Source organism: Acinetobacter sp. YH12152 (genome assembly GCF_013418285.1).
In the GTDB taxonomy this organism is placed as follows: Bacteria; Pseudomonadota; Gammaproteobacteria; order Pseudomonadales; family Moraxellaceae; genus Acinetobacter; species Acinetobacter amyesii.
On record NZ_VPCH01000010.1, the window covers coordinates 1 to 22,908 of the forward strand.

Here is a 22,908-nt window from a genome sequence, read left to right on the forward strand (position 1 = left end):
GAATAATTCAAGTGAATTTGTTTGAAAGAAGAACTTTAAAAGCTTTATTTTCACCCGATAAAATACCCATAAAACAAGAGGAAGCTCAAATGAGCTTCCTCTTGTGAAAAATTGTGGGACAGCAGTGGACGTTCAGGTCTCCTTTTTTATGAGCAAAATTTATTTTTCTAATGCTGTAAGTACTGCATGACGTGTAGCGCTGTCTGTTTCGGCTGCTCAAGTGGAAACATGTGCCCACCTTCAACTACACTATAATCTATACCATAGGTTTTCTTCATTCCGTCAGGCAAACCTTGTTTATAAAAATGGCTGTTATCTGCCGTGATCAGGTGTACAGGCATTTGAGGGGCTTTTCGTGGAGTACGCCACCACCATGCAGGCACTGTACGGAAGATTTGCGCTTCCACGGCTTTTGGAATGCTGAGGGTCACGCCACCGCGTTTTTCATCAGCGCGAACACCTTGTGCAAAATAATCCTCAAAACATTGCGGATCAAAACTTTTAAATAAACGATTATTCCGTAGTGCCGTATAGGCTTCATCCAAATTTGGCCAATGGTCATTACGCTTCAATGTAATTGCCGCCGGGGTAAGTTTATCGACAGCTTTGAGCTTTAATTTTTGCATACCTTCAAAAATGGCAGACTTAGGACCGATTACGAAAGGTGGATCCATAATAATCAGTTGTGAAAACAAATCTGGACGTTTATAAGCCGCCATAAGGGTGACTAAAGAGCCAAAAGAATGCCCAAGCCCAATCACTTTTTGTTTTGGAAATTGGTGCTCGATATCTGCTATGACTTGATCGACCAAATATCGCCAATCTTTGGTGATCGGATAGCGCTCATCCATACCAATAAGCGGAATCACCTTCACATCAAATTGCGGTGCAAAGTAGGATAAAAACTTTCGATAACTTGCAGCAGGAATACCATTGGCATGGGTAAAATGGATCGCGCTTTTCATCTAAAACTCATCCAATCAACTGATGATGCCACATCATAAAGAGATCAATACGATTTAAACAGGACTCAATGAGTTTATCTAGATGACCTCAAAGTCAGTTTGCAGATTATTTTTGTGAACCGACCATTGATTGATTCGGTAAAAATGTTGCGCCACAAGTTGTTTTATCTCCAGCAACCACAACACCTCGCCCCTTTACCGTTGTACTTTGATCTGCCGCGATCGCAGCCACAGTCGAATTACATTTCGGGCAATAATGTTTCATGCCGTTTAAATGCACCGCAATACCATTAATCACAAATGAAGGTTCACATTCTGAAACCACACCACCGTGTGACGTTTTACTACCTAAAGTAATTAAGGATTTCATATTTTTATTTTCTTCTAACGAACCGCTGAAATTTGAAGCATTTTAACGGAACTGCCCTCAACTCGCCAGCATCGACGTATAAATTTAACCAAACCAAAACTTTACTTAACTAAATCATCAAAACACGACATTAAGACAGTTCGTGATCAATCATTTAAGTATGATGCTATCGCTATATGTCCGAATACATTTAATCATTTCACTTTCAGGATTCAATCGATATCAATAACGACAGTTTATGTCGCGATGCAGATTCTTTTACTAATCAAAGCATGTATATTGGGTATCGCAATGAGCATGAAGCGTAGCACCCTATTTTACAATTTCAGTATTTAACTGAGCTTCGAATCAGAAAATGGCGCTTTTCTACGCCATGATTAACTTTAGAACGTTCATAGACTGAACACATTATCCAAAACCATTTTTAGAAAATTTTAGATTCGAAACGTAGCACCATTTCATTTTATAGCGCAGATAAATAAAGCATAACCATTCTATTTTCAGGAGGTTTTATGATTTTAATAAATGACTTTGATTTAACCCAACCGCAAAAAGTCATCGTGTTAGACCATACACTAGATGAAACAACCCTATTAACAGAAATACTGGCCTTGTGTAAGACTGCAGACCCAGAGCTCATCGTGGCGGAAAGCAAAGAGGCTGATTTAGTTCTACGCTTATTACCTGAAATACATGATTATTGTGGTGCCATTGCCTTAAAACAGCCGCTATGTAATGACATCGACTTTGATTTACTTAGTGTTCATTATGTAACACGCAGCCAAGCAGAACGAAGTACGATCCAAATTCAGTTAGCAAAAAATCATCCTGACTATACAAAGCTTGATGGCATATTTTATATGTTGGATGAACATGAAGATTTTGATCAAGCTGTAGAATTGCTGAAGAATAGTTACTTTTTTTATGCCGATGTCGACAATTTAGATTAAAAATAAACAATACAAAACTTTGATTTAGCGTTAATCTGTCGTGATTAATTTTACAGTTATAATTTTAGCCATAAAAAAAGCACCCTAAGGTGCTTTTTTAAGATTCTTAACTTATGGCTTAACCACTACCATAATTTGAATCGCTTCTGGTGTAACCGCTAGACCATCAAGCAGTGTTAAACCTTCTTTTTGCAGTTTTTGTAAACGTGCAATTTCGTCTTCACGAATACTTGGGTTGAACTGCTTCAAATAAGTCAAACGGTCAATTTCATACTGCCATTTGCTACCATAGATTTCTTTGGCTTGTTGTTTAAAGCCCGGTAATGCGCCACGTGCAATTTCCAGCGCTTGCGTATAACGCTGTTCAATAACATCTCGACGCGCCTTAACTACTTGGCGGCAACTGTTACCATCAAGATGATGTAAATAAGGACGTAAAATTTCAGGTGCAATTTTTTGCGATAAATCCTGACCTTTTTCGCTCAGTAATACACGAACCAACTGTTGTGGCAAACTTGACGGCAAATTCAATGCTTTCGGTGCAACGACATCGACTTTAAACCACACTTCCATTAACACAGAACCTTGCGGTAAAGCGGCCGATTTCAATACAGCAACGTTGGTACTACCAAAGCCTTGCGTATTAATCATTTCCATCACACTTTCAGTGAATGGATGCTCAAGTGTTAGATACTGAGCATCTTCACGGATCTGTGCTTGGTCACGATAGAACGTCGCCGTCATACCTTCTTCGTCCAAAGTCAGACCTTGAACTTGCATTTGATCCGTTGGCTTGATGATCACAGTACCATTACTTTGCTCATCAAAATCAATGTTTGTAGACGCCATAAAGCGCTTCATGAACATTGGTAACGTAGTATTGTCGTCGTAGTCTTCAAGTGCAGTCACAATTTCTTGTGCCACGATTGGACGGCAAGAGTTGTACTCAAGTAAACGGTCACGACCTTCTTGAAGTTCAGCTTCAAGCGCTTCACGTTGCACACTTACGGCTTCGAGCAGATCTTCAAACTCTTGGCCTTTATCTGCCAACAAACAATCTTTCAGATTGACGATGAAGTTTTCTTGGAGAGTTTGCGCTGTCGGGGAGATATTACAGAAAATATTTAATGCTTCGTTATACCAACGGAACATACGCTCTTGAGCAGTACCAACCAGATAAGGCACATGAATTTGAATACGATTTTCTTGACCAATACGGTCTAAACGACCAATACGTTGTTCAAGTACGTCTGGGTTGGCAGGTAAGTCAAATAACACAAGGTCCGATGCAAACTGGAAGTTACGACCTTCAGAACCAATTTCTGAACAAAGTAAAATTTGCGCACCGTATGACTCTTCCGCAAAGTAAGCCGCTGCTTGGTCACGTTCTAATAAACTCATGCCTTCATGGAACATCGCTGTGCGAATACCCGCATGCAAACGAAGTACATTTTCTAAAGACTCAACCACTGGACCACTGCGTGCAATCAATAACACTTTTTTGTGTTTCAGGTCTGTACGCAGACGTTCCATCAACCACATCACACGTGGGTCAGTTTCCATCCACGAGCCATCAAGCTGCGCTTCTTCAGGCCACATTTGTTCACGTAGCTTGCCATCTTTAGACCAGTTTTCAGGTGCAGGTAATGGCGCAGGCTGACAGTCACGACCTGGGAAGCCTTGAATCGCTTCACGGGTATTACGGAATAAAATACGACCTGTACCATGACGGTCTAATAACTCATGAATAGCACGGAATCGTTGTTCTGGCTCGTCAGTAATTCGATGACCTAATAGGCTTTCAATCGCTGCCAAATGCCCTTCTTCGAGTGGCAGATCAGACATCAGCACTTCAGCAATTTTAGCTGTTTGGTGATACTGCTCTTCTTCATCTAAGAAACGATCAAGCGAACTAAAACGTTGTGGATCAAGTAGACGTAAACGAGCAAAGTGACTTTCCACACCTAATTGTTCAGGTGTTGCGGTTAATAACAAGACACCCGGAGTTTTTTCAGCAAGTTCTTCAACAAGGTCATAACGGTCATTGCCGCCTTCTTCTTCTGACCACATTAAATGATGGGCTTCATCGACCACGAGCAAATCAAAACCAGCTTCAAGCGCTTGTTCACGCAAGTCATCATGGTCGATCATCAAATCAACACTAGCAATAATGCATTGTTCAGTTAAGAATGGGTTGAGGTCTGGATCGTGTTCTTTAATCGAAGCTGTACGCGTCAAGTCAAATAATGAGAACTCAAGATTGAAACGACGACGCATTTCAATCATCCATTGATATTGCAATGAATCAGGTACTAAGACCAAGATACGTTCTGAACGACCCGTTTTGAGTTGCTGATGAATGATCAGACCGGCTTCGATGGTTTTACCTAAACCGACTTCGTCAGCAAGTAATACACGTGGGGCAAAACGCTTACCCACTTCATGCGCAATATACAGTTGGTGTGGAATGAGACCCACACGTGAACCCACTAGGCCACGTAAAGGGCTAGACTTCATATTGGCTTGAAGAAGCAATGCTTCGATACGCAGGTCATACCATTCTTTATAGTCTACTTGGCTTGCAAGTAAACGGTCTAATGGTTTTGCTAACTGAATACTTGCACCAATACGTGTTTCATTCAGTGCTTTACGTTCTTCTGTACCGTCGGCCAGTTTACGTACCGCGTTATAACGAACCACACCACCACGGTCTTCAAGAGATTCGACAATCCAAATTTGACCTTCTTGGTCTTGGACTTCGTCATTTACATTGAAAACAATACGAGATAAAGGTGCATTGTGACGGGCATAGACACGAGTTTCATCACTTTTTGGGAATAAAATGCTGACCGATCGCTCATCAACATCAATAAGAACACCTAAACCCAGTTCCGTTTCTGTATCTGATAACCAACGTTGACCAATAGCAAACTGCTGCAATTTTTCCACCTTTTTCTCAAGTTCGGTCTGAAAATATTATGCTCAAACTGTGAACGTTATTTGAGCAAAAATCTAGACCATAAAGCAATATATTTTGACATAAAGCCCACTAAATAGTGAGCAGAATTCTTAGGGATTTAAATGATTTTCCTAAAATGGTACAGGACAGTGAAATTCAACTGTTTGCTCAGTTTCAGGATGGTTAAAACTCAAGCGCTCAGCATGTAAACATAAGCGCGGCATCAGCTGCTGTTGCTCAGTTGTTGCATACAAAGTATCACCTACAATAGGATGACCTAAATATTGCATATGAACACGAAGCTGATGTGATCGACCGGTAATAGGCGTTAACACTACACGTGTTACGGCTTCCCCCTGAATCTCAAAATGTTCAGTGGCTTTCCAATGCGTAAGCGCAGGCTTATTGTGTGCAGGATCGGCAATATGCAGTGGCGGATGTTCTGGGTCATATATGACCGGTACATCGACAGTACCTTCACCTTCGAGCGTACCCGCAACCAATGCCTGATATGTTTTTGAAGTTTGACGTTCTTGGAACTGGCGTGAAATTCGATTTTGCCCTTGACGGGTTAATGCAAAAACCAAAATACCTGAGGTATCACGATCCAAACGATGGATGAGCAAGGTATTCGGTTCAATTTTTAATAATCGATTGATAACACAGTCTTGTAAATCTGCTGTTTTTCCCGGAACTGTGAGTAAACCTGCTGGTTTATGGATCACCATAAAGTCAGTGTCACGATGTATCAGGTGTTCGGTTAGAAAATTACTCAAAGTTCAATCCAGTTCTGATCTCGAAAAACAAGGCGGCAATAATAAAAAGCTTAGCCAACAATTACAATGCACAAAGGCATATTTCCCGACGTATTTTCCGATTTAGAACAAAAATAATTCCAATTGGCTTTGTTTAGTCTGTACTGAGCAATTTTTCTAGCAATGCTTTTAGACTTGCATCATCTAAAAAGTCTTCATAACGGATGTTAGCACCATTGGCACACCACAACCCAATTAAGCTGACCATGGCAACGGAATCTAGTCCATAACTGCGTAAATCCAATAAGGGATCTATTTCCAATGCCTCCATATCTAGCTGTTCTGCGATAGCCAATAATATGCCTTTGGCTGACAAGACGAATTCAGTTGGTGCTGACAGATTCCAAAGCCGCATCAAATTATAACTACTCATGTGATGAATCCCTTGGCCTGACATGGAGTCCACCCACTGAATATGCTGCTCCTGATTATTCATCGCAATCGCATCATCAACGATACAGATTTGCTCTGTTACGCTATATAGATGCGGCAAGATCTGTTTCAGCATAGGCGTGATTTGCCCTGCAAAGATGAGCTGCGGGTGTGTTGTTGCATATTCACCGAGCTGCGGCATGCCTTGAAGTAAATCATCACCATATAAATCGACAATAGGAATCTCTAAGGCTTTGGCTTTATTGGTCAGCTGGATAATATTTTCCATCAGCTGCGTATCCTGTATACCCTGCTGCATGCGTAGATTTTGCAGTCCTGCTAATACCAATACTGACTGTGTTGAAGACAGCTGCCATTTTGCTTGAGATGGTGAAAATTGGATTTTTTTAGGCATGGGATAAAGCATGGGAGGCTCTAAAAAATATTTAACGATTCTATGGATAGGCTTTGTTGCATAAATATGTAAGCATCTGATTTAAATAAATTTAATTTTGGATCAAAAAATAATCAAAACCTTTAAAATCATATAGTTATGAAATCTTTGTGCAACAAAGCCGATAAATTGCTAAAATTCAATTTAGTTAAACTAAAACAATCATCCTGCTTGCATCAAAAACTTCTCAATCGCCTGCTGTGCAATTTCTGCATCCTGAAATGACTTTACCCCAGACACGCCCATTGCACCCACCAATTGCCCTTCGTACATAATCGGCTCACCGCCTTCCAGCATGCCTGAAAAGGTATCCATGGTCAGAAAACCCATCTGACCACTTTTGATGATGTCTTCAAATAACTTTGAAGGACGACGGCTAATGGCTGAACATTTGGCTTTTTCTAAGCATAGATTTGCTGTCATTGGCGATGCACCATCCATTCGTTTCATCGCTAATAAATTGCCTGTATCATCCATTACCGCAATGCTGACATTAAAACCATTTTCTACTGCATAAGTATGTGCTGTGTTTAGTAAAAATTCTGCATCTGCTAAAGTTAAATAATGCTTGGTTTTCATTTAAAAATCCTTTTCTTAAAAAACTGAACTTATAACAACAAAAAAGCCCACAGCAGGCTGCGGGCTTTATTCTAAAGCAGAATTTACCGATTTAAATGAAAATTACTTCATTTCAGCAAAAACTTCTTTCGCCATTTCAATGGTAAATGCAATATCTTCATCGCTATGTGCGCTTGAGAAGAAACCGGCTTCAAATGCAGACGGTGCAAGATTAACACCACGTGTCAGCATGCCATGGAAGAAAGTGCGAAACGCATCTACATCACATTTCAAAATTGAATCAAAACCAGTGATTTCAGTTTGATCTGTAAAGTAAATACCAAACATTCCACCTACTTGCTGCGTAAAGAACGGAATGCCCGCCTCGTCTGCAGCAGCTTGTAAACCAGCAAGTAAGCCTGCCAATTTTTCAGTTAAGGTTTCATAAAAGCCTGGTTTACGCAAATGTTTAAACATCTCAATACCCGCACGCATTGCAAGTGGGTTGCCTGATAGTGTGCCTGCTTGATAAACCTTGCCAAGAGGTGCAATGCATTCCATCACTTCACGCTTGCCGCCAAATGCACCCACAGGCAGGCCAGCACCAATAATCTTGCCTAAAGTGGTCAAGTCAGGCGTTACACCGTAATGCGCTTGCGCACCGCCAAGACCGACACGGAAACCTGTCATTACTTCGTCAATGATGAAGACAGAACCATGTTCATCACATACATCGCGAATGGCTTGTAAGAAACCGTCAATTGGTTTCACCAAATTCATGTTGCCTGCAACTGGCTCGACAATTACACCAGCAATTTCTGAACCGAACTTAGCAAAGCATTCTTTCAGCATGGGAATATCGTTATATGGCAGGGTTAAAGTGTGTTTGGCAAAATCAGCAGGTACACCGGCCGAAGTTGCTTCGCCTTCACCTTTAGTTAAAAGACCAGAACCTGCTTTCACTAAAAGTGAGTCTGAGTGACCATGGTAGCAGCCTTCAAATTTTACAATCTTGTCACGCCCCGTATAACCACGAGCTAAACGGATAGCAGTCATCGTTGCTTCTGTCCCTGAGTTGGTCATACGCACCAGCTCAATAGACGGCATAATTTCGCAAATAATATCCGCCAATGTCGTTTCATGCACAGTTGGCGCACCAAAACTTAAACCATCAACAGCCGCTTCTTGAACTGCTTTGATAATGTCGGGCTGCGCATGACCTAAAATCATTGGGCCCCAAGAGCCGACATAGTCGACATAGCGTTTTCCGTCTACGTCATAGAGATATGCGCCTTGCGCTTTTTCGATAAATACCGGTGTACCGCCTACACCATTAAATGCGCGTACAGGAGAGTTTACGCCGCCAGGAATATGCTTGCTGGCTTGTTTAAATAATTGTTCTTGCTTAGCAGATAAGCTCATAAAAATTCTCTACTTATTCAATCTAAAAAATAAAATTAAGCTTGTTCAGCAAAAAGCTCAGACCATTCATAAACACGACTGCTTACAGCAGACATTGAACGACCTAATACATCACTAATCACAGCACAAAGATCAGCACCTGCTTCAATGACTTCTGCTGAATTTTCTACAGTTAAACCACCAATGGCACAAATAGGTACATTTAGTTTTGCTTTTGCTTGTTTTAGCGTTTCTAAGCCAATATTGCCTGCTTCAGGCTTAGTTTCAGTCGCAAAAATGGCGCCAAAAGCCACATAGTTTGCACCGTCTGCAATCGCCTGCTCAGCTAGTTCTAAAGAGTTATTACAGCTTCGACCGATCAAAACATTTTTAGGTAAGCGTGTTACAGCTTCAGCAATTGAACCGTCATCTTGCCCTAAATGTACACCCACACCATATTGAACTGCAGCTTCTAGATCGTCATTAATGACAAAAGGCACTTTGTATTGATTACACATATTTTTCATGTATTCAATTTCATAAGCCTGATCTTCCTTTGCCACTTTTTTACGGCGATATTGCAAAACAGCAACTTCATAAGTTGCCATCGCGCCTTCGAGTTTGGCTAAAAGCAATTCGATAGGATCATCATTGGTAATGAGGTATAAACCACGCATAGTTCAATCACAACTTAAAACTTTTGAATATTATAGCGATTAGGTCTATGAAATGTTGCTTGGGGCATAAAATTTTAATATTTTCCCGCTGTGAAAGTTATATTCCTTTTCACAAGACTGCTTATATAAATGTTTAATTGAATTGTCTGTAAAAAAATGGCAAAAAATACCTATTTTCAGGTATAGAACAAAACTGATACAAATTATCTAATAGCGAAACAGAAGAATACAAAAAACAGCGCATAAAAACAAAACACTTGATAAGAATAAAATATGCAACCTATTAGACTTTTTGGTGCTTGGTAAGAAACGTTTTGGGGAGCGTTCAGAGCATCAAAAAGTCTAGCCTATTTTTTTTTGTGAACATTTTTGTGGTTAAATCTTTCAAACAATAGACCTTTTCTAAGGCCATAAAAAAAGCCTAGAGAAGGTCACTCTAGGCTCGGAAAACTGGGGTTTATCGACTTTTCATCTTATAGACAGGAAGTAAATAAACAATATGAACATTATTAGACTAATCACTCTAATTTTGCAAGTCATTTACTCAAAAAAATCACACCTAGATCCATAAAAATTAAACGTTTGATTAATAAATAATTAACTATCAATCTTATCTAAATTACGGTCTTTTAAGCTTAAGTTCCCCTTCACAATATCAGACAGCATGCGCCAATCGGAAATAAAACTGTACAAAGGTTGCTTGAAACTTGCTGGCTTGTTTTTTTCAAAGAAAAAATGTCCGACCCATGCACAGGCATAGCCTGAAACCAGGCCATAAGCAAAATACTTCGGTTGTTTTTTTAAAATTGCTTTTGCGAAGAAATAGAGTCCTATACTGCTGCCTGTGGCATGTAAACGTCGACTCATGATATTTCGATGTTCAGTCAAATAAAATCGATAAAATTGCGAATAGTCACGAATAGGCAACTGAAATTCGGGCTTTAAATCTCGATTAAACTCGGGTTGTACTTGTGAATTCATTTTGTGCTCATCCTGAACTTATTTTAATCAACATAGCTTAAAACTCTCCCACTTTAAAGGCGTAAAATTTTATTTTGATACCATGAAAGTCGAACCATTGTGAATTATACAATTGATGGAATATCCATCTTTTAAAACTTTTCTTAGTCCAAAAGCAGAGTTTTCAAATCCGTCAAGTCTTACTTCTCAACTGTTTTTCGCTACAATCGATACGCGTTTAGCTCATAGAAAATGTACGCACATTTTAGTTTTTCATTTTTATAAAAATTTAAAGATCGCTTCATGCCAGATCATGAAGTTGTGACATCAGGACAGAAAACCATGGTTGAAGTTGAATTAAAGTTCCAGATTCCAGAAGCACGTCGAACTGCATTATTAAAAGCACTCGATCCAAAAAAATCGGAACAAATTCAACTTAAAGCTAAATATTTTGATACCCCAGATCGAAAAATGGCACAGCAGCATGCAGCCTTGCGTCAGCGTTTAGAAGGAACCCGCTGGATTCAAACCCTGAAAGCTGCAGGTAAAAGCCACATTGAACGGTTTGAACATAACTTAGATTTGGGTGAAGTTGAACAAGCTCCTGCTTTAGATTTATCGGTCTATGCCAATAAAGCTGAAGTTCAATCGGTTTTAAAAACCACTTTAGGCGATCAGCAAGATACGCTACAACTTCAGTTTGAAACAGACATTCTCAGAACTTATCGCGTCATAGAGTTTGAAGATGCCGAGATCGAAGTTAGCTTAGATGTCGGCTGTATCCGTAGCAACAATACAGAAACAGAGGTTCATGAAGTAGAATTTGAACTGAAAAGCGGCTCTATTCAATCGCTCCTTGCCTTTGGTTTTGAATGGGTTAAAAAGTACCATTTGTGGTTGGATGTTCGCAGTAAAGCCGAAATTGGCAACTTGTTGGCATTGAGTCAAACTGTGAGTCCAGCAGTTGAGGCTAAAGAATTTCAACTCAGTAAAAAAGATACTGCCGCAAAAAACTTACGACTTTTAATTGCTCAGGAAATGCAGCACCTTCTGCCTAATATTGCCGCAATTTCTGCAGGTGTTGCTCAGGCTGAGCACATTACACAAGCTCAGAAAGCACTCCATCATCTACAATTAACCATTTCACTGTTTAAAGATTGGAACAGTGATATCATTGAAAAATGGGCTGTGCAATTGGGCGCATTTAAACAGCAGTTTGAACAATTACACCATTTTGAGCATATGCAAAATACCTTGGGTGGCTTTTTACAAAACCCAACGACTTCAGAAAATTTAACCAAAGATATTTTGTATGCCAAAGAGAAGTTAGGCAATTTAGTCAAATCGACTCAAAATGTGCATCATTATCTTGAGCTTTTAATGTTTAGTTTGAAAGTCGATGAAGCGCCGCAGCAACATGATTTTAAATGGCATGCTCAAACCACCCTGCAAAACCAATATAAAGCCCTCCAAGACGCTTTAAATGATGCCGACATTAACAATTTTGAAAGCTTAGATGTACTTTCGCAGCGCATACAAGAGCTTAAATTTAGCTTCCCAATTTTGACGTCTATTTATGATGTAAAAAACTTGCAGAAATACAGTAAAGCGCTCAATGATGCACAAGTCTCAGCTCAGGAATACCAAGTCCTTTCCTCTTCTGCACAATATATTCAGCAAACAGAGCTGGAAGCTAGTGATTGGTTTGTACTCGGCTGGTTGACTGCTAAACAAGAGGTCTATGCAGATAAACTTTTAGAGGCGACCGAGCAATTCCTTGTGAGTCGAAAACTCATTAAATAAAACCTAAGGGAGATTCAATGCGTCTCCCTTTTTTATTTGCATCTCACATTGTCATATAGTTATTCATTTGTTGAACATTCATATTCAAAGTTAGCTATTTTCAATTCATCATTTCCTTAGTTTGACTCAGTTACATTGAAATATTTTGAGAACCTATTATTTTTGTTTTCTGGATAAAAACTTTTAAAATAAGCTATCTGAAAACTTAGATTCAGGGTGGTTTTATGTTGAATAGTCACATACCTGTAATTTATCCCCTATTTTCATTTTCACTTATTTTTATATTTTTCCCAATACTGAGTGCTTGTAGTGAACAACATAAGCCTGTGCAAAGCACCGAATTAAGGCGCACGGCATCCTTACAAGTCGAAAAGCCGCTTTCTCCAACTCAAAACTTTGATCAGACACGACGAACCTTTAAAGTCCTGCGCAATAATAATGAGGACTATGGTGATGAGTCTTACCAAATCAAAACCGATGCTGGCACACTGAGTATTTACAGCATGAACTTGAATCCGCAACAAGGTCAGCTACTATCTAGCGTCAAGTCTGGAGAATGTCTCACCCTATCGAGTCAAAGCGACAATTTAATTGCGGTTGACGGTTATATCAGTGTGATGGAATTGGGCGACATTAAAATTCATCCCTGCAAATAAACTTCAATATAGTATTTGCATATCAGTCATTCAAAAAAACTAAGAAAATTGCCTTAAGGCTACACTGCTATTGGGGGTTTAATTCATAATCCATACTGATTTAACCTTGTGCTAATAACCCCCATGATTTCATAGCATTACTCACCATGCGTTGTAATTGTGTCAAGGCCATACCATCACGTGCTTGTATCGTCATCCCTTGCAATAAGGTCATATAAAAATCAGTCAATTGCTCTGCATGAGCCAAACTTTCAATTTCCGAATTTTGCACGCCTATAGCGAGCCGATCCATAATTTTTGTTTTGGTATAGGCACGACGTTGTTTAAGTTGTTCCTGTACGGTTTGGTTCTGCTGTGAACAATTCATCGTTGCCACCACCACCATACAGCCTTTAGGTTTATTGGCTTGTACCAAGTGCTGAATACTGTCGTACAGGTAGAGCTCCATCGCAATTTTAGCAGTTTGACCTGCTTGTAGAATTTTTTCGGCAGGTTGAACTTCGTGTTCACTGTAGTATTCAATACATTTTTCAAAGAGCGCGGCTTTATCGCCAAACGTGCCATATAGGCTAGGTGCGGTGATATTCAAAGCTTGAGTCAAATCACTGATGGACGTTCCTTCATAGCCAAATTGCCAAAACAACATCATGGCTTTTTCCAAAGCTTGCTGTTCATTAAAACATTTAGGACGTCCACGCTTCTTGACCAAATAGGCTGAATTAGCGTGTAGATTTTCCTGCTTTGAATCATTCATCATAAGCTAACATTTATATTTTATAACGTTCACTAATAAAATAATTGACGCTCACAATTTAATCAAATAGTTTATTTTTATAACAGTCACTATTAAATTAAATAATTAAGGTGTAACGCTATGAATACGCATGCTACAGCTTTAAAACCAGATGAACCGTTGACGCAGCAGCCTGAAGAATCTCCCCCCAATCAAGGGAATTGGTTTGCAATCCTCACGGTTGCCATTACAGCTTTCGCACTAGTCACCAGTGAGTTTTTACCTATTGGTGTGTTAAATGCCATTGCTCATGATTTAAATATTAGTGTAGGTACCGCAGGTTGGGTGATTACCCTCCCTGGCATTATGGGTGCGATTGCAGCGCCCCTGCTTTCTGTTGCTGTGAAGCAACTTGACCGTCGTATCTTACTGATTGCTTTAACCGTGATTATGGTCATTTCTAATTTTATAACTGGCTTCGCAGAAAGCTTTGCGCTGTTGCTGTTTAGCCGTTTTCTACTGGGTATCGCTATCGGTGGATTTTGGGCAACAGCCATAGCCTTGAGTGGACGTGTCGCACCAAGTCATTTTGCCATAGCCAAAGCCACTGCGATCGTCATGGCAGGAGTTACCTTAGCGACGGTATTAGGTGTTCCATTAGGCACATGGCTAAGTGACTGGTTAGGTTGGCGTAGTGCGTTTCAAATCATTGCAGCGATTGGCATCGTCATTTTAGTTTTAGAAATCAAATTTCTCCCAAAACTTCCACCCACTTCGGCTATTCGATTTAGTGATTTACCTGCACTGATTCAACATGATAAAGCACGTAAAGGCCTGATTATTATTTTATTAATTGGTTTTGCTCATTTTTCTTCTTATAGCTATCTCGCCCCATTTTTTAAGAATCATGCAGGCTTTGATGCGACCACCATCAGTTCATTATTATTGATCTACGGTATAGCCGGTTTCTTTGGTAATTTATTTGCGGGTTATAGCAGTAACATCAATGTCCGCTATACCCTTGCTTTTGTTGCCTTCAGTTTTATCGTGGTATTTTTTAGCTTTCCACACTTTGCAGTTCATTTATTCGGTGCATATCTTTTAACCGCATTATGGGGTTTCGCCTTTGGGGCATTTCCTACAACGGCCAATATCTGGATGTTAGTACATGCCCCTGAAGCTGCTGAAAAAGGCATGCCACTGTTTATTGGTATTTTCCAACTCATGATCGCGTGTGGCTCACTGTTTGGCGGCTATATTGTTGATCATTTTAATGCCAATACCTTATTGTATTCAGTGATGATCTTTGTCGCATTTGCCATAGTGGCTATATTCACATTAGGGCGTGGATTAAATAACCCGAAGCTTCCTTGTACAGCAAACTAAGTACACGCTCTAACTGATATCGTCAAAACATTTGATTAACGATATTTCCCAAAGATTTTCCACGTATTGTTATCTGCTAAAGGGTCACTATAGCTATCGCTACGGGCTTTACGTGGTTTGTCACGGGCATCCACCAATTTAAACTCGTTTTCGACACTAAGTACAATGCCATTCACATAAAAACGAGTACGGGTATAATCACTTTGCCCATGTTGAAATACATAGGTTCTGAGGTCAATAAACTCACGGTGTCCGACCAAGGCTGCAGTGTCATCGCTGTCTAGCCAATGTCGCATCGCTTGAATTTGATCTGCTTCAAACTGCCCACATTTTTCAACCAAACTTGCAATACCACGAAAGGTTTTAGATTCTTTCGCACGTGTTTTGTTGATTCGAATACGATCCACATGAAAATAAAAAAGCGGCAGATTCAAATGACTCGGCAAATGGACTGCATCGAGGACTTCATCTTCCATAAAGGGCTGAAATAAGTCCTGAGCACGTTCAATTAAGCCAGTCCACTGCGCATAATATTCGGCTACTTCAGACGCTGTACCATAATAAATGGGCAGCCCTTCTACATTGGCTAAGGTTGAGGGCGGCCAAACATTTTGTCGAAGTAATCCAATATCACTTTTCAGACTTTGCACTGCGATTGCATCTTGCATGAAGCATTCCATTTTACTTAGGCTATTTTTTAGATTAAGTCAAAGGTTTAGTTTCTGCAAGGCTTTGCCTATAATACTGCATTAGATTTTTATGCTAGGACACATTCATGGTTCAAAAGATTGAAGCTACTGATGTAACCGAAGAAGAAGCGTTGAATGCAGCTTTCTTTGAACGTGCGGATGAATTTATTAAACAAGCCAATGAATTTTGTCGTGTTGAAAAGGGTTCTCAAGTCAAACCGGCAGAAATGCGCGGTCAAGTGAGCGCTGCCATGTTATTTGGTACCGCTCGTTTTAATACTTGGGTTGCTGCAAATGGCTTCAAAGATGGCAAAGAAATGCGTGATGCCAAAGATCAAGTGATGTCTTATATTCTTCAACAATTTCAAATGATGCTTGAAGATAATTATGATGAATATTGCGAACAGTTTGAAAACTATCTTCGCTTCCGTCATAACGAAGAATTCCATGCAAATAAGCATGATCACGACCACGATCATCAGCATTAATCAAAAGCCCTTCGGGGCTTTTTTTATACAACTTCTCTTTCACAAAGCTTTGATTTAATATTCAGTCATAACGTTGTATTTTCATCATTCAAACTATTTTCAGTACCTTGCGTATACGAAAATACAATGAAATATGCAAGAAATGGACATGGTTTTAAGGACAAGAATAGCAATGCAGACGCTCGATTTTGCCATCGTGGATTCACATATACATCAATGGGATCCGTACAATACCCCACATGCCGCTTCACTTGCCGTGAAATTATTGGGCAAACATCCCTACTTGCTCGACAAAATGATGCGCTTGGTTAAGCCGCAAGAGTTAATTGACACGGTTGGTTTGACCAAACATGTGACGACACCGTATTTGCCTGAAAATTATAAGCAAGATGCAGGACATTATCAGGTCGATCAAATCGTACATGTAGAAGCGAGCTGGCATGATCATAAAGGCAAAGGGGTGGTTGGTGAAACCAAGTTTATTGAATCCTTAGACTTTAATGCTCAAAAAATTAAACTTGGCGCCATAGTCGGCACTGCAGACCCATGTGACAGCAGTTTTAAGAAAATTCTTAAGATGCATAAACAAGCGTCCCCGCATTTTCGTGGCATACGAAAAATGGCAGCTGTACATGAAGACCCCAAAGTTCATGCATGGACCAATGAGCCGCATCTTTATACCAATAAAAAATTTATGAAAGGTTTTGAAGCCCTTGCTCAAATGAACTTAAGTTTTGATGCATGGGTTTATTCAGACCAGATTCGTGATTTAACCGCTTTAGCACGTGCTTTCCCTGAAACATCTATCGTGCTGGATCATTTTGGGACACCTGTCGGTGCCTTTGGCGCTGTTGGCTCACATACAGGCTTAACCCAAACTTCACGTGACAATATCTTGTTTCGTTGGAAAGATGATTTAGCTGAACTGGCAAGTTGCCCAAATGTTTATACCAAAATGTCTGGTTTATTCATGCCTGTGCTGGGTCATCAGTTTCATAAAGAACAACGCCTTGCATCCAAACAAGAGATTTTCGATTGCGCCTTCCCGCTTATTTCGCATGCTCTACAATGCTTTGGGAAATACCGTGTGATGTTTGGCTCTAACTTCCCGATGGATAGTGTGAGTGCATCCTTGGTGAATATTATTGACGCCTTTTCAGATGCGGTCGCGAGTTATGATCCTGATGCGCTGACTTTAGTCTTCCAACAAAATGCGCGTCAGTTCTACCGCCTATAAGTGCGTTAAGAAAATCTTGCTATCAAGCTATCCATTGCGGCTCAAAAAAAATCCTCCATCTGGAGGATTTTTTTATTCGGTTTATTTTTGAGTAGATTTTACAGCTTGACCATATTGGTCAGCCATCACCTCAACCAAACGCTCAGGTTGAATATATTTTGTGATGACAGCATCAACATCCGCTTTGGTCAAACTAGCAATGCGTTGATCACGCTTTTCACGATAGTTTAAATCACGACCTTTTTCTAACTGTGGAATCAACATACTATGAATGCGACGGTCATCTTCAAGTGCAGTTAAACGCTTTTTCAAAATACTGGCTTTGGCTGCTTCTACTTCCTGTTCCGTCACGCCATTTTTCAATAAGTTTTGCAAAACTTTATGAACAGACTGAGAAACTTGTGCTGATTTACCCGCAGTGTAGTTTGCATCAATACTCAGTACACCTGAATTCACCCATTCATCAAAATTAATGTCTGCACTAAAACCATAAACCAGTGCATTCTTTTCACGTAACTCTTGAGCTAAACGTGAAGACAACTGTGAATCACCAAGTATGTGGCGTAATACTTGTAGCGCAGGAGAATCGGTATGCTCTACACCTACAGGTAGAGTCATAATGGCTTGGTAACTACCAAACTCACGCTGTTCAGACAATGCATGCACTTTCTGTGCAGGATACGCTGTAAATGTAGACTCTAAGCGTTGATATGGCTCGCTGGTTTTCCAATCTGCAAATTCTTTTTTCAGAATTTTTTCTATTTGCTTGGTATCAAAATCACCTGTTACCGCAATTTGTGCATGCTGTGTTTTAAAGAATTTTTGATGTAACTGCTGCACTTGATCACGTGTAGCCGACTCAATTTGTTTTTTCGTAAGTTCCGGTTCGAAGTGATAACGAATATCCCCCGGTTGATAGATCTCGACAATACGCGACAGCGTCATTGCAGCAACGGTATCCGGCTCTGTATAAGGTCGATCTAAACTCGATAAACTTTGCGCTTTGATTAAATCAAATTGTGACTCTTCAAATGCTGGAGCTTTAATAACATCAATGACATATTGCAAAAATTCAGCAAACTTTTCTTTACGTGCAACCACTTGAATCATGAAGCCATTATCATTTGCACTGACCGTTGCACCACCACCGACATCAATAATTTTATCGGCAATTTGCTGCAAGCTTTGATCTTTAGATGCACGGAACATGAGATAAGCTGTCAAACCTAGCAACTCACCTTTATTCATTAAGCTTTGCGCTGTACCAAAATCCAATGCAATCGTAGCATAGGTCTTGTCGTCACGTGTTTTAGTTGGAAACAATGCATACTGAATGCCGTTTTTAAATTTAGCTCGCAGAATCTGTTTTTCTTTCTGATTTAAATATTGCTTAGACTCTGCAACATATTGCTTCACTTCAGCACGATAAACACTCGCATCTTTCAATGGCTCTTCTGCAGGCGCTTGCTGATCTAAAGTTTCAGCAGGTTTTGACGCAGCCTGTTGCTGTGCTTTCTTCTGGTCTTCAGGTGTTGGTAGAATATTTCCTGTGACACGGTATTCAGGCTTTAGAAAATCCTTATACACTTGATTCACGTCGCTTACACTCAGCTTTTGTACTTTATCTAAGTCTCTGAAATATTGAGACCAGTCCCCGTTATAAGCCACAGTATAAGAACTAAGACGCTCGCCAAGTGCTGTTGCGCTATTTTTGACATTGTCAGCCATATTTCGAGTCAGGCTTTTAACACGGTTTAGCTCGACGTCATTAAAGGCTTTATTCTGCTCTACACCTTGTGCCAGACTGGTTGCCACTTTGTTAGCATCATGACTTGGGCCATATATCGCCCCCATAAACACCAAATTAAAATCTTTATCTAACCATGTGGTGGATTGAACTGCAGTTGCTGTCCCTGTTTCCACCATGCTTTGATACAAATGCCCACTTGGCTGTAAGGTATACAAGGTTGGAGATACAGCCAAAGCAGTTTTAATCGGTTCGACTGCACCATTTAAATAAATATTAAATTTACCAAAGTCACTGCCCTTATGAACTGTAAATTCGCGTTGCTTTAATTTCGTTCCATCTAATTTAGGGACTTTGGCCTGTTCAGGAATTTGACGTGCGGCAATTGGGCTAAATTGTTGATCAATTTGTTTTAATACAGCCGCTTTATCAAACTTACCAGAAATCACCATCACTGCATTATTTGGCACATACCAACGGCGATAGAACTGGTTTAATTCGTTCATATTGATCGATTGAAGTTCTTTCAAATCACCAATCGGTAAACGACCTAAAGATTGATTACCATAGGCTTCTTTTAAAACTTGGTCGATTAAGACGGAAAATGGCTGATCTAAACGAATTTCACGTTCACGCTTAACGATATCAATTTCTGTTGGTACAAATTTTTCCTGAAGTACCAATTTGTCCATCCGTTCTGCTTCTAAATGCAAAACTTGATCGATTGAACTTTGTTCAGGACGAATCACATTGGTGTATTTCGTTGAATAATAATCCGTACTGGCATTGGTCATCAGCGTGAATTGGTCTAAGCGACGCTGAAATTCATCACCTTTGACATTTTCAGTGCCTTTAAAGGCCAAATGTTCGAGCAAATGTGCCAAACCACCTTTGCCCGCAGGGTCATTTAAAGAACCCGTGAAATACACCGTATTCATAAACACTTTGCTTTCTTTATCGTTTTGCGCCAAAACCACACGAAAACCGTTATCTAATTTATATTCTTCAATGGCTTGTTCAGTTTTAACCAATACAGGTTGAGCAAAAAGGCTTGTACTTAAACCTGCAAAAAAAAGTGAAAGCGTTAAATGTTTAATACGCATGTAATTCAAGTGTCCTTTATATTTAGCATCGATCAGCGTAGTGCTGTCGATCAGATTAGTTTTGATTTTATGCTGAGCTTTTCAGGATTAATAGTTACTTTTTATTAAATACATGCCGCAGAATGAGACAGCATGTATTTGATTTATGTTCAGATATAAATGTCAGACTGCATATACAAACACGCATAGCCTGAGATTTCTATACGGTCATTTTCAAGCATTTGACAGTGTAACTCACCACCACGACTCGATGCTTGATACGCCAAGATTTGAAGTTTTTCTAGACGTTCTGCCCAAATAGGCACGATTCCGGTATGAATAGAACCCGTAACAGGATCTTCATTGATGCCATTGCCCGGTGCAAAATAGCGTGAAATGCAGTCATATTGCTGGGCTGCCGCAGTGATTGCAACATCGGTAATCGTACCCGGTGCTGTAATTGCGGTTCGGATTTTGCCCAGTCGTTTTAAAATTTCAAAATTCGGTCGTTCGTCCAAAACTTGTTGAGCCGTTTCGTATTCCACGATATACGCCTGCGCATTCTGATAAACCTGCTTAAAAGGTTGACTCAACCCTAGACGTAGCTCTTCAGGATAATCGCTCACGACCTGTGCCCGACGCACAGGGAAATTCATCAGAATTTTTCCATCTTCAGCTTTATTTACGCTAAAAATACCGAGATTTTTGACATGAAATTGGATATTTTTTTCAGCCGTATAAAACTCAAAAAGTACATAACTACTGGCCAATGTCGCATGTCCACAAAAGTCCACTTCAGTGGTCGGTGTAAACCAACGAATTTCATAATTACTGCTGTCAATTTTTTTCACAAATGCAGTTTCAGACAGATTATTTTCCAAAGCAATCTGTTGCATCAAGTGTTCATCTAACCATTCATCCAACACCAAAACCGCCGCTGGGTTGCCTTTAAACAACACTTTGGTAAATGCGTCCACTTGATACATTTTCATTGATAGAACTCCTGATTTAGTGATTTATATTAAAGGCTTTTGAAAATATTTCATGCGTAATATGCTATGTGGCAACACTTTTTAATAAAACATCTAAGTTTTAGATGAACTTAAATATAGGCACAATTTTGAAAACGCATATTCACCCTGTTCCTTTAGAAAAATCATACCGACTTTTAAATCATGGGCCGACTGTGCTCGTCTCTGCTAAAGACCAAACCCATACTGGTGTCATGACTGCAGCATGGGCATGCGCCTTAGAGTTCAATCCTGCAAAAGTGACAGTAGTACTGGATAAATCAACTAAAACACGTGAAATTATTGAAAATTCAGGTTATTTCGCCTTACAAGTGCCAACACTGAAACAACTCAAACTGGTCTATGCACTTGGCATGATGAGCCAACGTGATGCGCCAGAAAAATTACGCCAATGTGGCGTGGAATTATTTCAATTTAATAACTCAGATATTCCTGTGGTTGAAGGTTGTGCTGCCTGGCTACTGTGCAAACTTATTCCTGAGCCGCACAATCAACAAGCGCACGATCTGTTTATTGGCGAAGTCATTGCTGCCTATGCAGACGACCGCGTCTTCCGTAACGGACATTGGTATTATCATGAAGTAGAAGATGAATGGAAAAGTCTGCACCATGTTGCTGGTGGGCATTTTTATACCATTGGTAATCCTGTATCTGTAGACGAGACACCAGACTAAAATAGTGCTATGAACTCTGTCGTTTATCTAGGGCTGAAAATCAATAATCATCCGTTTTGAGCATTTTCATGCTAACTTTAACTTAATTTTAAATATTGAATGAATGGATATGGCGTTTAAAATACATACATTGGATGTCAAAAATTCACTGCAAAATTATATTTGGCTGCTTGAACACACCGAAAGCCATGATGTCATTGCAGTAGATCCTACTGAAGCTGCCTTGGTCGAGCGCTATTGTCAGGAACATCAACTCAATCTTACGCAAATTTGGCTAACGCATTGGCATAAAGATCACGTCGGTGGCGTACCAGAACTTATTCAGGATAAAAACATTGCTGTTTACGGTCCCCGTGCAGAATTGAGCCGTATTCCATGGGTGAATTATCCTCTCGATCATAATGACCGTTTTGAATTTCATGGTCTTGAAGTTGAAATAACAGCAACGCCCGGCCACACCCTCGGTCATATCGTATATTTTATCGATGACATTCATACACTTTTCTGTGGCGACGTATTATTTGCTATGGGCTGTGGACGTGTATTTGAAGGTACTTTTCAACAAATGTACGATTCATTGAACCGTATTGCCGCATTCCCTGCAGAAACTCAAGTGTATTGTACTCACGAATACACCCTGTCGAATGCGCAGTTTGCGCGGCATGTTGAACCCGACAACCTTGCCATACAACAGCGTTTTGATGAGGTTGAATCCCTACGCATGCTTGGACAATGTACTTTGCCAAGCAGCATTGAATTAGAACTAGAAACCAATCCATTTTTACGCGCAGAAAGTGTTGAAGCGTTTCAGCGCTTAAGAGAACTCAAAGACAATTTTTAATTGGATTGCGAGTTATAAGCATTTTAGATTTCATCACAAATAAACTGTTTTATTTGTGAT

General features: G+C 39.9%; 21 protein-coding genes. 8 read left to right on the forward strand and 13 right to left on the reverse strand.

Annotation, left to right across the window (positions count from 1 at the left end; all coding sequences use genetic code 11):
* Positions 1–167: 167 nt before the first annotated feature.
* The gene (locus FTU83_RS05060) at positions 168–965 is read right to left on the reverse strand and encodes an alpha/beta fold hydrolase (protein WP_180048880.1); all 798 of its coding nucleotides are present in this window, start codon (positions 963–965) and stop codon (positions 168–170) included.
* Between the two features lie 106 nt (positions 966–1,071).
* Positions 1,072–1,335: a PAAR domain-containing protein gene (locus FTU83_RS05065; RefSeq protein ID WP_078193592.1), complete on the reverse strand. Its 264-nt coding sequence runs from the start codon at positions 1,333–1,335 to the stop codon at positions 1,072–1,074.
* Between the two features lie 512 nt (positions 1,336–1,847).
* On the opposite strand from FTU83_RS05065, the gene FTU83_RS05070 reads away from it, so the two are divergent.
* The gene (locus FTU83_RS05070; protein WP_180105821.1) at positions 1,848–2,285 is read left to right on the forward strand and encodes a hypothetical protein; all 438 of its coding nucleotides are present in this window, start codon (positions 1,848–1,850) and stop codon (positions 2,283–2,285) included.
* Positions 2,286–2,396: 111 nt separating this feature from the next.
* On the opposite strand, the gene rapA is transcribed toward FTU83_RS05070, so the two are convergent.
* The 7 genes from rapA to FTU83_RS05105 all read right to left on the reverse strand — a co-directional run bounded on the left by rapA (position 2,397) and on the right by FTU83_RS05105 (position 10,502).
* Complete coding sequence (gene rapA / locus FTU83_RS05075; RefSeq protein ID WP_180023849.1) at positions 2,397–5,234, reverse strand: RNA polymerase-associated protein RapA; 2,838 nt, start codon at positions 5,232–5,234, stop codon at positions 2,397–2,399.
* A gap of 141 nt (positions 5,235–5,375) precedes the next feature.
* Positions 5,376–6,020, reverse strand: a complete 645-nt coding sequence (locus tag FTU83_RS05080) for an RluA family pseudouridine synthase (RefSeq protein WP_180105822.1) — start codon at positions 6,018–6,020, stop codon at positions 5,376–5,378.
* A gap of 133 nt (positions 6,021–6,153) precedes the next feature.
* On the reverse strand, positions 6,154–6,858 hold the full coding sequence (locus FTU83_RS05085) for a phosphopantetheine-binding protein (RefSeq protein ID WP_180105823.1): 705 nt from the start codon (positions 6,856–6,858) through the stop codon (positions 6,154–6,156).
* A 189-nt stretch (positions 6,859–7,047) separates the two neighbouring features.
* A complete protein-coding gene (locus tag FTU83_RS05090) occupies positions 7,048–7,464 on the reverse strand; it encodes a heme-binding protein (protein ID WP_180003797.1) in 417 nt (138 codons plus the stop codon).
* A 102-nt stretch (positions 7,465–7,566) separates the two neighbouring features.
* A complete protein-coding gene (gene hemL / locus FTU83_RS05095) occupies positions 7,567–8,865 on the reverse strand; it encodes a glutamate-1-semialdehyde 2,1-aminomutase (RefSeq protein ID WP_180105824.1) in 1,299 nt (432 codons plus the stop codon).
* 35 nt (positions 8,866–8,900) lie between these two features.
* A complete protein-coding gene (gene thiE / locus FTU83_RS05100) occupies positions 8,901–9,521 on the reverse strand; it encodes a thiamine phosphate synthase (RefSeq protein WP_180077723.1) in 621 nt (206 codons plus the stop codon).
* A gap of 597 nt (positions 9,522–10,118) precedes the next feature.
* Complete coding sequence (locus FTU83_RS05105; protein ID WP_180059055.1) at positions 10,119–10,502, reverse strand: DUF962 domain-containing protein; 384 nt, start codon at positions 10,500–10,502, stop codon at positions 10,119–10,121.
* Positions 10,503–10,823: 321 nt separating this feature from the next.
* On the opposite strand from FTU83_RS05105, the gene FTU83_RS05110 reads away from it, so the two are divergent.
* Both FTU83_RS05110 and FTU83_RS05115 read left to right on the forward strand, forming a co-directional pair.
* The gene (locus FTU83_RS05110) at positions 10,824–12,284 is read left to right on the forward strand and encodes an inorganic triphosphatase (RefSeq protein ID WP_180105858.1); all 1,461 of its coding nucleotides are present in this window, start codon (positions 10,824–10,826) and stop codon (positions 12,282–12,284) included.
* Between the two features lie 224 nt (positions 12,285–12,508).
* Complete coding sequence (locus tag FTU83_RS05115) at positions 12,509–12,940, forward strand: hypothetical protein (protein WP_180026836.1); 432 nt, start codon at positions 12,509–12,511, stop codon at positions 12,938–12,940.
* Between the two features lie 100 nt (positions 12,941–13,040).
* Here FTU83_RS05115 and FTU83_RS05120 read toward each other — a convergent pair whose 3' ends face one another.
* The gene (locus tag FTU83_RS05120) at positions 13,041–13,694 is read right to left on the reverse strand and encodes a TetR/AcrR family transcriptional regulator (RefSeq protein WP_180105859.1); all 654 of its coding nucleotides are present in this window, start codon (positions 13,692–13,694) and stop codon (positions 13,041–13,043) included.
* A gap of 120 nt (positions 13,695–13,814) precedes the next feature.
* Between FTU83_RS05120 and FTU83_RS05125 the strand changes: the two genes are divergently transcribed.
* Positions 13,815–15,059, forward strand: coding sequence for an MFS transporter (locus FTU83_RS05125; RefSeq protein ID WP_180105825.1), 1,245 nt, complete (start codon positions 13,815–13,817; stop codon positions 15,057–15,059).
* Between the two features lie 35 nt (positions 15,060–15,094).
* Here FTU83_RS05125 and FTU83_RS05130 read toward each other — a convergent pair whose 3' ends face one another.
* Positions 15,095–15,727 (reverse strand): hypothetical protein, encoded by a 633-nt coding sequence (locus tag FTU83_RS05130; RefSeq protein WP_180002981.1) that lies wholly within the window; start codon positions 15,725–15,727, stop codon positions 15,095–15,097.
* A 107-nt stretch (positions 15,728–15,834) separates the two neighbouring features.
* On the opposite strand from FTU83_RS05130, the gene FTU83_RS05135 reads away from it, so the two are divergent.
* Entirely contained in the window at positions 15,835–16,236 is a 402-nt protein-coding gene (locus FTU83_RS05135; RefSeq protein ID WP_078188837.1) for a DUF3144 domain-containing protein, read from the forward strand.
* A 172-nt stretch (positions 16,237–16,408) separates the two neighbouring features.
* Complete coding sequence (locus tag FTU83_RS05140) at positions 16,409–17,473, forward strand: amidohydrolase (RefSeq protein WP_180105826.1); 1,065 nt, start codon at positions 16,409–16,411, stop codon at positions 17,471–17,473.
* A gap of 81 nt (positions 17,474–17,554) precedes the next feature.
* On the opposite strand, the gene FTU83_RS05145 is transcribed toward FTU83_RS05140, so the two are convergent.
* Both FTU83_RS05145 and FTU83_RS05150 read right to left on the reverse strand, forming a co-directional pair.
* On the reverse strand, positions 17,555–20,323 hold the full coding sequence (locus FTU83_RS05145) for a pitrilysin family protein (protein WP_180105827.1): 2,769 nt from the start codon (positions 20,321–20,323) through the stop codon (positions 17,555–17,557).
* Between the two features lie 149 nt (positions 20,324–20,472).
* A complete protein-coding gene (locus FTU83_RS05150; protein ID WP_180105828.1) occupies positions 20,473–21,294 on the reverse strand; it encodes a PhzF family phenazine biosynthesis protein in 822 nt (273 codons plus the stop codon).
* Between the two features lie 104 nt (positions 21,295–21,398).
* Between FTU83_RS05150 and FTU83_RS05155 the strand changes: the two genes are divergently transcribed.
* Complete coding sequence (locus FTU83_RS05155; protein WP_180105829.1) at positions 21,399–22,007, forward strand: flavin reductase family protein; 609 nt, start codon at positions 21,399–21,401, stop codon at positions 22,005–22,007.
* Between the two features lie 109 nt (positions 22,008–22,116).
* Positions 22,117–22,848, forward strand: coding sequence for a hydroxyacylglutathione hydrolase (gloB, locus tag FTU83_RS05160; protein WP_180054508.1), 732 nt, complete (start codon positions 22,117–22,119; stop codon positions 22,846–22,848).
* Positions 22,849–22,908 lie beyond the last annotated feature (60 nt).

Bases quoted from the DNA above. Each gene is read 5' to 3' on its own strand.
- FTU83_RS05060 (WP_180048880.1), bottom strand. From the start codon at position 965: ATGAAAAGCGCGATCCATTTTACCCATGCCAATGGTATTCCTGCTGCA.
- FTU83_RS05065 (WP_078193592.1), bottom strand. From the start codon at position 1,335: ATGAAATCCTTAATTACTTTAGGTAGTAAAACGTCACACGGTGGTGTG.
- FTU83_RS05070 (WP_180105821.1), top strand. From the start codon at position 1,848: ATGATTTTAATAAATGACTTTGATTTAACCCAACCGCAAAAAGTCATC.
- FTU83_RS05085 (WP_180105823.1), bottom strand. From the start codon at position 6,858: ATGCTTTATCCCATGCCTAAAAAAATCCAATTTTCACCATCTCAAGCA.
- FTU83_RS05090 (WP_180003797.1), bottom strand. From the start codon at position 7,464: ATGAAAACCAAGCATTATTTAACTTTAGCAGATGCAGAATTTTTACTA.
- hemL (WP_180105824.1), bottom strand. From the start codon at position 8,865: ATGAGCTTATCTGCTAAGCAAGAACAATTATTTAAACAAGCCAGCAAG.
- thiE (WP_180077723.1), bottom strand. From the start codon at position 9,521: ATGCGTGGTTTATACCTCATTACCAATGATGATCCTATCGAATTGCTT.
- FTU83_RS05105 (WP_180059055.1), bottom strand. From the start codon at position 10,502: ATGAATTCACAAGTACAACCCGAGTTTAATCGAGATTTAAAGCCCGAA.
- FTU83_RS05110 (WP_180105858.1), top strand. From the start codon at position 10,824: ATGGTTGAAGTTGAATTAAAGTTCCAGATTCCAGAAGCACGTCGAACT.
- FTU83_RS05115 (WP_180026836.1), top strand. From the start codon at position 12,509: ATGTTGAATAGTCACATACCTGTAATTTATCCCCTATTTTCATTTTCA.
- FTU83_RS05120 (WP_180105859.1), bottom strand. From the start codon at position 13,694: ATGAATGATTCAAAGCAGGAAAATCTACACGCTAATTCAGCCTATTTG.
- FTU83_RS05125 (WP_180105825.1), top strand. From the start codon at position 13,815: ATGAATACGCATGCTACAGCTTTAAAACCAGATGAACCGTTGACGCAG.
- FTU83_RS05130 (WP_180002981.1), bottom strand. From the start codon at position 15,727: ATGCAAGATGCAATCGCAGTGCAAAGTCTGAAAAGTGATATTGGATTA.
- FTU83_RS05135 (WP_078188837.1), top strand. From the start codon at position 15,835: ATGGTTCAAAAGATTGAAGCTACTGATGTAACCGAAGAAGAAGCGTTG.
- FTU83_RS05140 (WP_180105826.1), top strand. From the start codon at position 16,409: ATGCAGACGCTCGATTTTGCCATCGTGGATTCACATATACATCAATGG.
- FTU83_RS05145 (WP_180105827.1), bottom strand. From the start codon at position 20,323: ATGCGTATTAAACATTTAACGCTTTCACTTTTTTTTGCAGGTTTAAGT.
- FTU83_RS05150 (WP_180105828.1), bottom strand. From the start codon at position 21,294: ATGAAAATGTATCAAGTGGACGCATTTACCAAAGTGTTGTTTAAAGGC.
- FTU83_RS05155 (WP_180105829.1), top strand. From the start codon at position 21,399: ATGAACTTAAATATAGGCACAATTTTGAAAACGCATATTCACCCTGTT.
- gloB (WP_180054508.1), top strand. From the start codon at position 22,117: ATGGCGTTTAAAATACATACATTGGATGTCAAAAATTCACTGCAAAAT.